Source organism: Paenibacillus sp. SER-28 (assembly GCF_052906305.1).
The window spans coordinates 113249-128103 of sequence record NZ_JBRECM010000004.1; the positions used below are offsets into that span (position 1 = coordinate 113249).

Here is a 14855-nt window from a genome sequence, read left to right on the forward strand (position 1 = left end):
TTTGTGCGAGAGGCAAACATCCCCATAACCATTGTTTACTTTACTACACTAGTTTTCTGGTATCTCATTGGATACGCTTTGGACTGTTTGATTAGAAAATTGAAAAATTAAAATCACTTAAAATTACCTTCTAAATTGTCGTCTACTTTGTCAGGCTCGTACTCGACCGTTCTGTAGTCAGGTGATGAAGGAATCATATTGATCACAACATTTCTCATTTGTAGCTTGTACTTTCCTTCCTCAAAAGCAAGAATATGCTTAATGGAAGGTAACTCCATATCCTCATACTTCGTTATCGACGAAACAACAATCTTGGAAGGGTTAGAATCATCCACAGACACGATACGATAATCAATCGGTGTTCCCTGGGCTTTTAGAAAATCAAGCCGTGCCCGTTCTGTTTTAAAGCGATAATCATCAGACAGTGAAAGCATCTTATCGTAATCGCGACTCATAGAAGCGTTCATATATTCTGAAAATGTCGAGACAGCAGCCTCTTTGGGCTTATCGGGAAGTTTATAAGATTCCTTACCTCCTCCAAAACCTGTAGCAATTACGGTCAAAATCCCTCCTAAGACAACCAAGCAAGCCAACTTATTACGCGATACAATCCTCAATAAATAAAACCCCCTTTGTTGTAAATTTTACCACCTTTTTTCAACGTATCTCAACTTAAAAAGGCACTGTAAAACGCAGCATAACTTCTTGTAAAACCCCATTCATTTAAATCCAAGGCCATTCTTTCCATATAATTTTATTTTAACGTAAATACTCGCTGAATACCTTTGTTACCTTATGTAATGTCGTCTTCCCATCCTGTAAACTAAGTTCCATCAAGCGGTAACCGCTGGATCATAGAGAGGATGAGATATTTATGGGTTTGGATAATAGAGTTTTTGCGATACAAGCTGGTCTGGACGGACGTGTAAATGCAGTTATAGATCAAACCCTTGCCGAGAAGCGCCTGGTCGGCGCAGTCGTCATGATATATATGGACGGTTCACCCGTGTATGTCCGAGCGGCGGGGCTGGCTGATCGAGAAGAACAACGTCCTATGCATGAGGATGCTTTATTTCGGCTTTCATCTGTATCCAAACCGATTGTATCTACTGCGGCTTTGGTTTTGGCAGCCCAAGGATTGATTAAGCTCGATGAATCTATTGAACGCTGGTTGCCCGATTTTCGTCCCCGATTAATCAGTGGTGAGCAGCCCTCCATTACAGTACGCCAATTGCTGACACATACTGCCGGGTTGACCTATGGCTTTTTAGAGGAAGAAGGCGGCGGCCCCTATCATCGTGCAGGCGTATCAGATGGCATGGATTTTTCAAATCTTACGCTGGAAGAGAACTTGCAACGTTTGGCTTCTGTGCCTCTGTTATATACACCGGGTAAAGCGTGGGGATATTCGATTGCTACTGATGTGCTCGGCGCTATCATTAGCCGTGTATGTGGCACAACCCTTGATGCAGCTGTTAAAAAGCTCGTTACCGAACCTCTCGGTATGCACGACACCAGTTTCGCGGTCGCGGATGCTGGACGGCTTGCAGCTCCTTATGTCAACGATATATCAGAACCCCGGCGGATGGGTGAGCTTGAGGTTGCGCAGGTTTTTGAAGGCACCGCAGGACTTCGTTTTCAGCCTGCACGAGCCTTTGATCCCACGGCTTTCCACTCTGGTGGCTCTGGTATGATTGGCAGTGCAAAAGATTTCATGCGGCTGCTGGAAACACTGCGAAACGGCGGCAATCCGTTACTTTCAGAGGAATGGGTCCGTGAAATGGGCACCATCCAGACCGGAAACCTCCCCCTGGCAGGCTGGCCGGGACGGGGCTTTGGACTAGGATTCACCGTACTCCAAAATCCCGACGAAAGTGGAACAGCAGAATCACCCGGAACGTGGCGTCTCGGAGGAGCTTACGGTCATTCGTGGTTCGTTGATCCCGCACTAAGACTTAGTGTTGTCGCCTTTACCAATACAGCATTCGAAGGGATGTCAGGTCCGTTTACAACCGAGCTTTGCCAAGCCATTTACGGTAGCTCAAATAGGGTCTAATAAAGTGGGGGTTACATGTTTATGGTCTACAGGCGAGGACAGGACAATTAACGTGGTAGAGTGCCCGTGCTTTCCACACTCATCCCCGAACTGCTCCAGCTTGAGCATAGACTCAACCATGACTTTCAGTAAGTAATTTTGCTCGCCGCTGATTCTATGGCACTCAATGACTTCAGGTGCAGATTGGCAAAACTCAACAAATGAATTGCATTGATTCGTGTGCACGAGCACGTGAGCCATGATCGGCTTCCCGACTTTCTCATGTGAAACTATGGCGCGATACCCGGTGATAATACCTTTATCCTCCATGCGCCGCACTCTTTCCGTTACGGCAGGCTGGGAAAGCCCAACCTCCTTACCCAGCTCGGTCATGGAGATACGCGCCTGGTTTTGTAGACACAACAAAATTTTATGATCCACTTGATCCATCAAATCTACCTCCTTAATTCCAAGGCAATATTACAAAAACACAATTATTATTATGTATTATTTCGAATATTGCCTTATTATTTTATGATTTATTGAAATATTAGCATGCAAAATCAAGGACGTAAAGCAGGAAGACGTGGAAAGGGAATGAAACCAATGAAATATAGTAAGCCCCTGCTTTTCATTGCGCTTGGCCTATTTGGTGTATACACGATTGAGTTTGGTGTGGTTGGCATTTTGCCGGTCATCATTGAACGTTTTCATATTACGGCAGCTCAGGCCGGATTTCTTGTCAGTTCATTTGCATTGATTATCGCGCTGTTCGGTCCCTTCATGGTGCTATTGATGTCCAGGTTTAACCGCAAGCGAATCATGACAATGTCGTTGTTTGTTTTTGCCATAACAAGCTTGCTGTCAGCCTATACGTCCAACTTTTATCTACTAGTGATTTTACGTATCATTCCGGCTCTGTTTCACCCGGTGTATTTCTCGCTTGCCTTTGTCGCTGCCACTGCGTTGTATCCCCCGGAAAAAGCAACGCAAGCTTCCGCCAAGGCCTTTCTCGGCACGAGCATGGGAATGGTACTCGGTATTCCAATTACGGCCTATATCGCCAATCAATTTTCATACGAGGCCTCCTTCTGGTTTACTGCGGTAGCGAATGGGCTTGCAGGGATCGGTATTTTATTTATGCTGCCGGATACACCGCAAGCCGAAATGTTCTCCTATCGGAAGCAGCTTGGCATTTTGCGTAAAGTATCGCTGTGGCTCAATATCGGGGCGGCTACTTTTATTTTTGCAGCCATGTTCTCGGTGTATAGCTATTCTGCCGAATATTTGGGGCAAAATACAGGGATGAGCAGCAAGGTTATCAGTTTTCTGCTTATTATTTTCGGCATCGGCGGAATGCTCGGCAATCTGTTGGCTGGCAAGCTCATGGGCTTGCATAAGGTACGCACCGCTCTTTTTCATCCAGTAGTCTTGGGGGGCACCTATTTGCTGTTGTACGGGATCAGTTCTTCATTTATCCCTACGCTCTTCATCATTATCGTGTGGGGGGCCGTTCATACCAGCGGACTGATTGTCGCCCAGATTTGGGTGATTGATGAGGCCAAAGAAGCTCCCGCGTTTGCCAATAGTCTTTATATCTCGTTTATTAACTTAGGGGTATCACTGGGCTCGCTGGCAGGGGGGTGGTTTATTGCCAGAGCGGGGATCCATGGGACGCTGTGGAGCGGTTTGCTGTTCGCCATGCTGGCGATGGTATGCATCGGGTCTAAGTTGATTTATCCACGTATTTTGCGAAAATATAAAGGATTAGATGTGCAAAGCTAAAGAGTTGCAAGAGGGCCAAGCCTGTTATCATAAAAAATCGGTTCAACACTTTGTATGGTGTTGAACCGATTTTTGTTCAAAGATTGATTCCTGCCTGTCGGATTGGATCATGCCCAGCGATCACGATGCTTGCCTCTTGCTTTGCTGCTTCTATGGCTGTTGCCAGCCCTATACCTGCACTGCCGCCAATCACAACGACACGTTGATTATGTAAATTCATATTATTCTCAGCTCCTTTATAAGAGTTATATCATAACTATTTTTAAGACATACTCATTTTTATTCGTATGGGCTTTCCTGTACCGTGCTTTTGCGATAGGATGTCGGCGATTGGCCCGACCAGCGCTTGAACTGTCTGCTAAAATGCGCAATATCCCCATAGCCGAGCATATCGGCAATTTGTTGCACCGACCATTGCGGATCAGCCAACAGCAACTTGGCCTCATGCAGTACAAGCCCGGATAGGTATACACGGGGAGATACGCCGAAAACGCTACGGAATACACGATTACAATGGGACACGCTAATACCTAGTTCGGATGAAATCCCCTCAATCCCATCCTGTTTTTCCACCGATCCAGCCTGTCCATAAGGCTGATTTACTCTGCCCTGAAGACGACTGGCAATCTGATGGGCAAGCTCTGCCTGCACATATCCACGCCCCGGCAGATGGGCCGCTTCACTGGATACAGCCTCCCACAATGTTGCGAACAGTTCAAACACAGCAGATTGAATTCGCATACGCTTTGCCACCGAATCACTACCTACTCCTATGTCTTCTGGCGTTGAAAGATCGAGCAGCTTGCTCAACGCTGGTCCCAACTGCCCTGCTACTGTTCCCTCGACTGGAAACAGCACCTGCTCCAGACGACTCAGCAGCGAGAGAAACAGTTTATCATCAATATCGAAATGCATACAAAAATACGTAAATCCCTCTCCGTTACTATGGCTGGAATGGACAATGCCCGGGCGCAGCAGCACCAGATCACCCTGTCGCTGGGTATAGCTGCGACCATCCACAACCATGATCTGTTCTCCCGCAAGCACGATGTTAATTTCATATTGAGGATGCTCGTGTGGCGGATAGCTCCACTCTCTTCCGACACTTCGTGTATGAATGGCAAACAAATTGACCGTGGTCCGTACATCGGGAAAAAAGAATTCCTCTCCGGCAGCTGTAAGGTCTGGATGATGGGGATGCTTCGGTAAACGTGGTGACGACATGTTTTCCCTCCTGGTTACTTACATGGATATACTCCAGTATATCGCTTTCCGCGCGATTTGGATAAATAGTTGCGCGATTTGACAATGGTTCCCCGCCACATGACATGCTAGGCTCTAAGTGAAGTTAGTCAAAGTTAAACCTTACTATGAAAGGGGTTTCATTATATGGCGAAAAATATATTTTATAACACACAGCATGCACCGATCGGTTCTTTTTCCAGCTTTACGCTTGGATTTAAGGGCAATCGCGGCGGACTTGGTTTGGAACTGGGCAAGCCTGCCGATGAAAATGTATATATCGGGCTGCAATCCAGAGATGGCGAAGCATACGAGGCGCTTCCATTTTTTACATCCACACAGGATGAAAGCGCCCGCTACGACGTGGAGAAAAAGGGTAAACGAACGGAACCACAGCTTATGGCCTTTGCCGATTCAGACATTACCCGTGAGCTAAAAGCAGGAACGGATACATGGCAGGCTGGTGATTTGACGTTCCGGCTGTACTCTCCTGTTCGCCCGGTGCCCGAGCCGGGAACCGCGGGTATGGATGAGCTGCGAGCAGCGTTGGTCCCGGCGGTATTCGCTGAGCTAACCGTCGATAACACGCAGGGAACTGCAGCACGAAAGGCTTTTTTCGGCTATCAGGGCAGTGATCCGTATAGCGGCATACGCATTATAGGAGAAGATCCGCGCAGGGACACTACGGATTCTACCCCATTGGAGGGAAGACTCACAGGCATCGGCCAAGGGCGCAGCACGGCCATTGTGACCAACAGCAGCGAAGCAGTACCTGCCAGCGGATTTGCAATGGAGAAGCTGCTTGGGGAGACCATGGCCGAGAATTTATCCTTTGGCCTGGGCGTGACGGGTGCGCTTCTGATGGACGTCCCCGCAGGTGAGAAGCGCACGTATGCCTTCGCCATATGCTTCTATCGCGGCGGCATCGTAACGACAGGCATCGAAGCATCGTATTACTATACCCGGCTGTTCAAGGATATTGAAGACGTGGGGAGCTATGCATTGAAGCATTTTACAGACCTCACCGCAGCCTGTGTTCAGGCTAATCGCTGGATGGAGTCGGCCAACCTGAGCCCGGATCAGGAATTCATGCTCGCTCAGGCGATCCACAGCTACTACGGCAGCACCCAACTGCTTAGTCACCAAGCGGACGGAGAACCGATCTGGGTTGTGAACGAAGGCGAGTATCGGATGATGAATACACTCGATTTGACGGCAGATCAGCTCTACTATGAATTGATTTTAAATCCATGGACGGTGCGCAACGAGCTGGAGTGGTTTGTCCAAAGGTACAGCTATCGGGATGAGGTACGCTTTCCGGGAGAGGAACAGACCTATCCGGGTGGTATCACGTTTACGCATGATATGGGCGTGGCCAACGTGTTCTCCCGGCAGGGATACTCCTGTTATGAGCTGGCAGGGATTGACGACTGCTTCTCTTACATGAGCCATGAGGAGCTGGTGAACTGGCTTTGCTGCGCCACGGTATATATCGAGCAGACACAGGATCAGTCATTTACAACACGCATGCTGCCTGTCTTGTGTGACTGCTTCGAAAGCATGCTACGGCGGGATCACCCCGACCCGGCACAACGAAACGGCTTGATGGGCTTGGACAGCTCTAGAACCCGGGGAGGCGCAGAAATTACAACCTACGACAGTCTGGACGTATCTCTGGGTCAGTCCCGCAACAACATTTATCTAGGCAGCAAATGCTGGGCGGTATATGTTGCACTGGAAAAAATATTTGCCTCAAAAGGGCTTAACTCCCTCTCACAGGAGGCTGGCTTACAGGCGGACAAATGCGCAGCCGCAATCACAGCACATATGACAGACAAGGGCTATATTCCTGCAGTTATTAAGGAAGGCAATGACTCGCAGATTATTCCTGCCATTGAGGGGCTGATCTTCCCTTACTTTACAGGATGTGAGGCTGCGCTTAAGCCTGATGGACGGTTCGGTGGATATATCCAAGCACTGCGGCGCCATTTGGAAACTGTACTGGTACCGGGAGTTTGTCTGTTTGAAGACGGAGGCTGGAAGCTGTCCTCGACCAGTAACAACTCCTGGCTGAGCAAAATCTATCTGTCACAGTTTATTGCCCGCGAGCTGCTGGAACTGCCTTGGGAAGAAGCTGGGCAGGCCGCAGACGCTGCCCACGTCTCATGGCTCCTTCACCCTGAAGAATCCTATTGGTGCTGGAGTGATCAGATACTGTCCGGTATTGCTCACGGCAGCAAATACTATCCACGCGGAGTTACCGCCATTTTGTGGCTGTATGAAGGCAACGGCAACCGTCTGACTCTCCCTGAACATATGAGTCAGGATCAGGAACAGCATGTCTGAGGATCATCTTCACCTGCCCAAAAGGAGGCTCCAATATGAGCAAGCTTATGGATATGCCAAAAGAGAGCGGCTATGCGGCTTGGCTGCATTACAGCCGCAATAGTAAGGTAGAAAAGCTGCCCGCTTGGTGCAGGGTCATCGTGGTCCATGAGACAGATGAAGTGCTTCAATCGGCTGCGAGTGAGCTTCAGCACGGATTGACCTCCATGTTTGGACAGCAGCCGAAAATCAGCGCCGTTCCTGTGGATGCGCCATTCGTTGCGCTGGGTACGTTCCCAGCGCATCCTTTGGTCGCAGAACGATTCAGCGCAGAGGAACAGGCAGAAGTGGGTGCAGAAGGCTACCGAATTCGCGGGATAGAGATGCCAGATCCGGCATACTCAGCTTCGCATGGTAACGATGAGTTCAAAAGACAATACGTTACAGTCGCAGGGCAGACCTCCAAAGGCGTATTGTACGGAGTCTTTCATCTGCTGCGCTACCTGCAGGGAGGACTAGATGGGAAGTTGAAGCCCACCACCGAATCATTGCACGCCCCCATTCTAGACCAATTATCCAACCCTGTTAATCCCATCCGCATGATCAACCACTGGGATAACATGGATGGTAGTGTTGAACGTGGATATGCGGGCGGATCTATTTTCTACGACAATAATGCCTTTACTACAAATATGGAGCGCCTGCGAGACTACGCCCGTCTGCTCGCTTCTGTAGGCATTCAAGCACTATCCATCAACAATGTGAATGTCCATCAGGTAGAAACCGAGCTGATTACAGATAGATTCCTACCGGATGTGGCTAAAGTAGCTGCGGTGTTTCGCGCCTATGGCATACAGATCTACTTGAGCATTAACTATGCCAGTCCTATTCAGCTCGGCGGGTTAACCACGGCCGACCCCTTAGAATCAGCTGTAGCTGAATGGTGGCAGACCAAAGCCCAGGAAGTTTACGCCGCCGTTCCCGATCTGGGTGGTTTTGTGGTCAAAGCTGATTCCGAAAATCGGCCTGGACCGTTCAGCTACGGGCGCCATCAAGCCGATGGAGCCAATATGCTGGCAGATGCGTTGCAGCCCTATGGCGGACGCGTGATTTGGCGCTGCTTTGTCTACAACTGCAAGCAGGACTGGCGCGATCGCAAGACGGATCGGGCCCGCGCAGCCTTTGACCATTTTAAACCGCTGGATGGACTGTTTCGAGAAAATGTCATTTTACAGATCAAAAATGGTCCCATGGATTTTCAGGTGCGGGAGCCTGTCTCCCCCCTGTTCGGTGCGCTAGAATCCACTCAGGTACTGCTGGAATTTCAAATTGCGCAAGAGTACACCGGCCAACAGAAACATCTATGTTACCTTGTTCCGCAATGGAAGGAGGTATTGGATTTTGACACCTACGCCCGAGGAAAAGGCTCCACCATCAAGCGTATCGTGAGTGGCGCTTTGCATTCTCCCAAGCATACCAACTATGGAATAGCCGCTGTATCCAATATCGGTGCAGACACCAATTGGACCGGACATTTGCTCGCCCAATCCAATCTTTATGGCTATGGTCGGTTGGCTTGGGACCCGGACCTGTCCGCAGACGAAATCGCTGATGAGTGGGTTCGGCTGACGTTTGGCAGACAAGGGAATAGCGACGGCGACACAGATTTAATTTCTAGCATTAAGCAGATGCTGCTCGATTCATGGAATATCTACGAATCCTACACCGCCCCTCTCGGGGTCGGCTGGATGGTCAGTCCCGATCATCACTATGGGCCGGATGTAGACGGGTACGAATATTCTATGTGGGGCACCTACCATTTTGCTGATTGCCGAGGGATCGGGGTAGATCGCACGTCCGCAACCGGAACGGGCTATGCAGGACAATATTTTTCTCCCAATACTAATATCTACGAATCTACGGACACCTGCCCGGATGAGCTGCTTTTATTCTTTCACCATGTTCCTTATACACACTTGCTCCACTCCGGCCAAACTGTCATACAGCACATTTATGATACCCATTTTGAAGGTGCAGAACGTGCGGCCCATCTCCGAGACACATGGGTTAGTCTACGAGGACAACTGAATGATGCCATGTATGAACAGGTGCTGGAGCGGCTGGAGCATCAGACTGAGCATGCCAAAGAATGGCGGGATCGGATCAATACGTATTTCTACCGTAAAAGCGGCATTGCCGACCAGAAGGATCGCCCTATTTATTAAGCAAGCTGCCTCGGCAATACTTTCATACAGACTGGAACAAGGCTTCTCTACGCCTAGATTCGCTTTCTCCTATACTGGCATTGTCTATCCACACATCATTAAAAGGCATGCGTCTTACTCAGACCTATGCCTTATTTTTTTGCCTGGAAACTTTTAAGCACACGGTTGCTTACGTAAAATGTCATATTTGTCCACTCTGAGTGTGCAATAAATTCTTCTTTTTATGCAACCGCTTGCTTTATACTATTTTTGTAGACGTTTACAAAATGTTGTCGAATTAGACTATGCTTTGGGGAGGATGATCGGTTTGACCTTGTATCGAAGTCTATGGAAAAAAGGGTGTATGCTTCTACTAAGCCTTGTGCTGTCTCTGACCGCCTTCATTGGCTCACCCTCTAATACGGCGAGCGCTGCGGTTGCAGATGATTTTCAGGCTTCCGTTATGGGACCGCTGGCGAAAATTAATGACTGGGGTTCCTTTAAAAAGCAACTGCAAACGTTGAAAAACAATGGCGTGTATGCCATCACTACCGACGTCTGGTGGGGCTATGTGGAGAGCGCAGGAGACAACCAGTTCGATTGGAGCTACTACAAGACCTATGCAGATGCCGTGAAAGAAGCGGGACTGAAGTGGGTTCCTATCATCTCAACGCATAAGTGTGGAGGAAATGTGGGAGATGACTGCAACATCCCACTGCCAAGCTGGCTGTCGAGCAAGGGCAGTGCAGATGAAATGCAGTTCAAGGACGAAAGCGGTTTTGCCAATAACGAAGCCCTCTCTCCATTATGGAGCGGGACTGGTAAACAATATGACGAGCTATATGCCTCATTTGCTCAAACCTTTGCTAGCTACAAAAGCATCATTCCCAAAATTTATTTAAGCGGTGGGCCCTCTGGAGAATTGCGATATCCTTCATACTATCCGGCAGCGGGATGGAGTTATCCTGCACGGGGCAAATTCCAAGCCTACACTGAAACAGCCAAAAGTGCGTTCCGCACGGCCATGAATGAAAAGTACGGATCAATGGACAAGATTAATGCAGCATGGGGTACCAAGCTGAGTAGCCTTAGCCAAATCAATCCGCCGACCGATGGGGACGGATTTTACACGAATGAGGGATATAATTCCACGTATGGAAAGGATTTTCTGTCGTGGTACCAAAGTGTGCTTGAGAAGCATCTGGGCGTCATCGGAGCAGCTGCACACAAAAACTTCGATTCTGTGTTCGGTGTCCGTATCGGAGCCAAGATTTCCGGTCTGCACTGGCAGATGAACAATCCTGCCATGCCGCACAGCACAGAACAAGCGGGTGGATATTATGATTACAACCGTCTCATTCAGAAATTCAAGGATGCCGATCTAGACTTGACATTTACTTGCCTGGAGATGAGTGACAGTGGCACAGCACCGAATTATTCGTTGCCGTCCACCCTGGTTGATACCGTCTCCTCCATCGCGAATGCCAAGGGTGTTCGCCTGAATGGTGAAAATGCACTCCCGACAGGCGGCAGCGGCTTCCAAAAAATCGAGGAAAAAATCACGAAGTTCGGTTATCACGGGTTTACGTTATTGCGCATCAACAATCTCGTCAACAATGATGGCTCACCAACCGGTGAGTTGAGTGGATTCAAACAATATATCATCAGCAAAGCCAAGCCTGACAATAATGGCGGTACAGGCAACAAAGTAACGATATACTATAAAAAAGGCTTCAACTCGCCTTACATTCACTACCGTCCGGCTGGTGGTAGCTGGACTGCTGCACCGGGTGTGAAAATGCAGGATGCTGAAATTAGCGGCTATGCTAAAATTACCGTCGATATCGGTTCTGCCTCCCAATTGGAAGCCGCTTTTAACGACGGCAATAACAACTGGGACAGCAACAACACCAAAAACTACTCCTTTAGCACAGGCACTTCTACGTACACGCCCGGTAATAGTGGCAATGCAGGAACGATCACTTCAGGCGCTCCATCGGGCGCGAATCCCGGGGATGGCGGCGGTACAACTAACAAAGTAACGGTATACTACAAAAAAGGCTTTAACTCGCCTTACATTCACTACCGTCCGGCTGGTGGTAGCTGGACTGCTGCACCGGGTGTGAAAATGCAGGATGCCGAAATTAGCGGCTATGCTAAAATTACCGTCGATATCGGTTCTGCCTCCCAATTGGAAGCTGCTTTTAATGACGGCAATAACAACTGGGACAGCAACAATACTAAAAATTACCTTTTCAGCACTGGAATTTCTACCTACACACCCGGCTTGAACGGAGCTGCAGGATCTATCCGAACGGGGGCACCTTCAGGAAGTGCCGTCAGCGTAGTGACTTCCACCTACACAACCGACCTCAACGAAGTGGCAGGGCCTATCCAAACAGAAAAACTTTCGGGTGTATCCTTAAATGTAAGCACTTCTACCTACACACCCAATGTTAACGGAGTTGAAGTAACTGCTCAAACGGAGGCGCTTTCGAGCGCCTTCACCTCTATAGATCCGGGCACCTTCTCCAAGCCCACTCCCCTTGGCACAGACTGGAGCAAACAGAGCATTTATTTTATCATGACAGACCGTTTCAGCAACGGAGATCCATCCAACGATAATTACGGTGGTTTCAATTCTAACAACAGCGATCAGCGCAAGTGGCATGGTGGCGATTTTCAAGGTATTATTAACCAACTCGACTACATTAAAAATATGGGGTTTACCGCCATCTGGATTACTCCGGTAACGATGCAAAAGAGCGAATACGCTTACCACGGCTACCATACGTATGATTTTTATGCGGTAGACGGACATCTCGGTACCATGGACAAGTTCAAAGAGCTGGTTGGTAAGGCACACGACAAAAATATCGCTGTTATGCTGGACGTAGTTCCCAATCACACCGGCGATTTTCAACCTGGGAACGGTATCGCCAAGGCTCCTTTTGACAAACCAGATTGGTATCATCACAATGGTGACATTACAGGGGCGGACTACAACTCCAACAACCAATGGAAAATCGAAAACGGTGATGTGGCTGGATTAGATGACCTGAATCAGGACAACCCTGCAACAGCAAATGAGCTCAAAAACTGGATCAAATGGCTGTTGAACGAGTCGGGGGTCGACGGACTGCGGGTGGACACTGTGAAGCATGTACCCAAAGGGTTCCTGAAGGATTTTGACCAAGCCGCCAATACCTTCACCATGGGCGAAATTTTCCATGGCGACCCTGCTTATGTGGGGGATTACACCCGATATCTCGATGCCGCATTAGATTTTCCGATGTATTATACAATCAAGGACGTGTTCGGACACGATCAATCCATGAGAAAAATCAAGGAGCGCTACTCCGATGATCGTTACTATCGCGATGCCCAGACCAACGGTGTATTTATCGACAATCATGATGTAAAACGTTTCCTGAATGACGCCTCCGGCAAGCCGGGTGCTAACTATGACAAATGGCCACAGCTCAAAACTGCTTTGGGCTTTACTCTGACGTCACGCGGGATTCCTATCATCTATCAAGGCACCGAGCAAGGCTTTAGTGGCGGAGATGATCCTGCTAACCGGGAAAACGTTGTGTTTAACGCCAATCATGATCTGTATCAGTACATCGCTAAGCTGAACCGTGTGCGCAACAGCCATCCTGCCCTGCAAAACGGGAGCCAAAAGGAAAAATGGGTAGACGACTCCTTTTACAGCTTCCAGCGCTCTAAAAACGGCGACGAGGCCATCGTACTTATCAACAACTCATGGAGCAGTCAAACTCGCACGATTGGCAACTTCGACAATCTGTCCAACGGTACCCGTCTGACCAACCAGCTGAGCAACGACTCCATTCAGATTAACAACGGTTCGATCACCGTGACTCTCGCTCCAAAGGAAGTTAAAGTTTTCACCAAATAAGTTACACCGAATATTCAATACACTGTACCATCTGTCCATAAAACAAAACAGGCACCTGCAACGAAGCGTACACTTCGTTGCAGGTGCCTTGTTTATATATAAACAACGTGGGATTACTTAGGCCTCAGTAGCCACGTTGATATTGTTCAGGTATGGAAGGCTCCTCGCCGCGCAGCGTCACTGCTGCATGAATCGCCCAATATGGATCGCGCAGCAATCCGCGTCCCACAGCGACCAGATCGGCATCCTCGTTGCCGATAACGGACTGCGCCAAGGCTGGGTCATCCAACGAGCCTACAGCAATCACCGGGATGTTCAGTGCCTCGCGAATTTGGCGTGCGAACGGCACTTGATAGCCTGGATAGTTGCCCGGCTTTCTGGCGCCAGCAGGGCCTTCCCCGCCCGTGCTAACATGGATCACGTCTACGCCTGCAGCCTGATATGCACGGCTCAGCTCAATCGCATGATCCACATCGTACCCACCATCTACGTATTCCACCGCGCTGATGCGTAAGATTAACGGCATACCCGCAGGCATTTGCTTGCGTACAGCCTGAATGACTTCAACGCCAAAACGGGATAAATCCTTACCGTACTCGTCGTCCCGCTTGTTTGTAACTGGCGAATGGAATTGGTGAATCAAGTAACCATGTGCCCCGTGAAGTTCAATCGTATCCACGCCCGCTTGAACTGCACGCCGGGTAGCGTCTGCGAATTTTTGCACCATGCCACGGACTTCCTCCGTCGTAAGCGCGCGTGGCTGTTTATAATTCGCATCCGGGTATGCAATCGCGGAAGGAGCAACTGGCTCAGCTGCATCCTCAGCTTTACGGCCCGCGTGAGCAATCTGGATACCTACCTTGGACCCGTGCGCATGAATGCCGTCAACCAGCTTCTTATAAGCCGGGACATGCTCGTCTGACCAAAGACCCAGATCATAATCTGTAATCCGTCCATCCGGTTCCACGTCCGTCATTTCTATAATAATCAGGCCCGTGCCTCCAATAGCTCGGCTCAGGTAATGGACATGATGCCAATCATTCGGAATCCCGTCCTTGGCTGTCACCGAGTATTGGCACATCGGGGGCATCACCACACGATTCTTTAATTCCAAATCTTTGATTGTATACGGCGTAAACAACGAAGTCTTCAAAACGCTCATCTCCTTTTTCATCTCTACCACATAACTAAAAATACGCTCCAAATTAACACGGTCTATTATAGGCATAATCGGCATAGTCCAAACGGAATAAAGAGATTCCCTCCAACGGGGGATCTCTCACATTTGCAACTTGCAGTCATTATGTATGTTGTATGGTGTAGATATATTGCACACAACCTATTA

General features: G+C 48.9%; 9 protein-coding genes and 1 pseudogene. 5 read left to right on the forward strand and 5 right to left on the reverse strand.

Annotated features, from left to right (window positions below; translation table 11 throughout):
* Nucleotides 1-113: 113 nt before the first annotated feature.
* On the reverse strand, nt 114-617 hold the full coding sequence (locus tag ACUYLD_RS13030; protein WP_061829505.1) for a hypothetical protein: 504 nt from the start codon (nt 615-617) through the stop codon (nt 114-116).
* A 257-nt stretch (nt 618-874) separates the two neighbouring features.
* Here ACUYLD_RS13030 and ACUYLD_RS13035 point away from each other — a divergent pair, with 257 nt between their 5' ends.
* Nucleotides 875-2056 (forward strand): serine hydrolase domain-containing protein, encoded by a 1182-nt coding sequence (locus ACUYLD_RS13035; protein ID WP_446675229.1) that lies wholly within the window; start codon nt 875-877, stop codon nt 2054-2056.
* On the opposite strand, the gene ACUYLD_RS13040 is transcribed toward ACUYLD_RS13035, so the two are convergent.
* Nucleotides 2042-2485: an Lrp/AsnC family transcriptional regulator gene (locus ACUYLD_RS13040; RefSeq protein WP_023990936.1), complete on the reverse strand. Its 444-nt coding sequence runs from the start codon at nt 2483-2485 to the stop codon at nt 2042-2044. The genes ACUYLD_RS13035 and ACUYLD_RS13040 overlap by 15 nt on opposite strands.
* A 156-nt stretch (nt 2486-2641) precedes the next feature.
* On the opposite strand from ACUYLD_RS13040, the gene ACUYLD_RS13045 reads away from it, so the two are divergent.
* On the forward strand, nt 2642-3820 hold the full coding sequence (locus ACUYLD_RS13045; RefSeq protein ID WP_069292038.1) for an MFS transporter: 1179 nt from the start codon (nt 2642-2644) through the stop codon (nt 3818-3820).
* 112 nt (nt 3821-3932) lie between these two features.
* On the opposite strand, the pseudogene ACUYLD_RS13050 reads toward ACUYLD_RS13045, so the two are convergent.
* Both ACUYLD_RS13050 and ACUYLD_RS13055 read right to left on the reverse strand, forming a co-directional pair.
* Nucleotides 3933-4040 (reverse strand): annotated as a pseudogene (locus ACUYLD_RS13050) (SDR family oxidoreductase); the annotation flags it as partial.
* Nucleotides 4041-4099: 59 nt separating this feature from the next.
* Complete coding sequence (locus tag ACUYLD_RS13055) at nt 4100-5044, reverse strand: helix-turn-helix domain-containing protein (RefSeq protein WP_446675230.1); 945 nt, start codon at nt 5042-5044, stop codon at nt 4100-4102.
* 165 nt (nt 5045-5209) lie between these two features.
* Between ACUYLD_RS13055 and ACUYLD_RS13060 the strand changes: the two genes are divergently transcribed.
* From ACUYLD_RS13060 to ACUYLD_RS13070, 3 genes are all read left to right on the forward strand, one after another.
* Nucleotides 5210-7408, forward strand: coding sequence for a glycoside hydrolase family 52 protein (locus ACUYLD_RS13060; protein ID WP_446675231.1), 2199 nt, complete (start codon nt 5210-5212; stop codon nt 7406-7408).
* Nucleotides 7409-7443: 35 nt separating this feature from the next.
* Complete coding sequence (locus tag ACUYLD_RS13065; protein ID WP_446675232.1) at nt 7444-9612, forward strand: alpha-glucuronidase family glycosyl hydrolase; 2169 nt, start codon at nt 7444-7446, stop codon at nt 9610-9612.
* A gap of 307 nt (nt 9613-9919) precedes the next feature.
* Nucleotides 9920-13510, forward strand: a complete 3591-nt coding sequence (locus tag ACUYLD_RS13070; RefSeq protein ID WP_446675233.1) for a family 14 glycosylhydrolase — start codon at nt 9920-9922, stop codon at nt 13508-13510.
* A 124-nt stretch (nt 13511-13634) separates the two neighbouring features.
* Here ACUYLD_RS13070 and ACUYLD_RS13075 read toward each other — a convergent pair whose 3' ends face one another.
* Nucleotides 13635-14663 carry an NADH:flavin oxidoreductase/NADH oxidase gene (locus ACUYLD_RS13075; protein WP_446675234.1) on the reverse strand — a complete coding sequence of 343 codons (1029 nt, stop codon included), beginning with the start codon at nt 14661-14663 and terminating at the stop codon, nt 13635-13637.
* Nucleotides 14664-14855 lie beyond the last annotated feature (192 nt).

What these genes read in the sequence shown, in the direction of transcription:
- ACUYLD_RS13060 (WP_446675231.1), top strand. Translation starts at nt 5,210, where the DNA reads ATGGCGAAAAATATATTTTATAACACACAGCATGCACCGATCGGTTCT.
- ACUYLD_RS13065 (WP_446675232.1), top strand. Translation starts at nt 7,444, where the DNA reads ATGAGCAAGCTTATGGATATGCCAAAAGAGAGCGGCTATGCGGCTTGG.
- ACUYLD_RS13055 (WP_446675230.1), bottom strand. Translation starts at nt 5,044, where the DNA reads ATGTCGTCACCACGTTTACCGAAGCATCCCCATCATCCAGACCTTACA.
- ACUYLD_RS13045 (WP_069292038.1), top strand. Translation starts at nt 2,642, where the DNA reads ATGAAATATAGTAAGCCCCTGCTTTTCATTGCGCTTGGCCTATTTGGT.
- ACUYLD_RS13035 (WP_446675229.1), top strand. Translation starts at nt 875, where the DNA reads ATGGGTTTGGATAATAGAGTTTTTGCGATACAAGCTGGTCTGGACGGA.
- ACUYLD_RS13040 (WP_023990936.1), bottom strand. Translation starts at nt 2,485, where the DNA reads ATGGATCAAGTGGATCATAAAATTTTGTTGTGTCTACAAAACCAGGCG.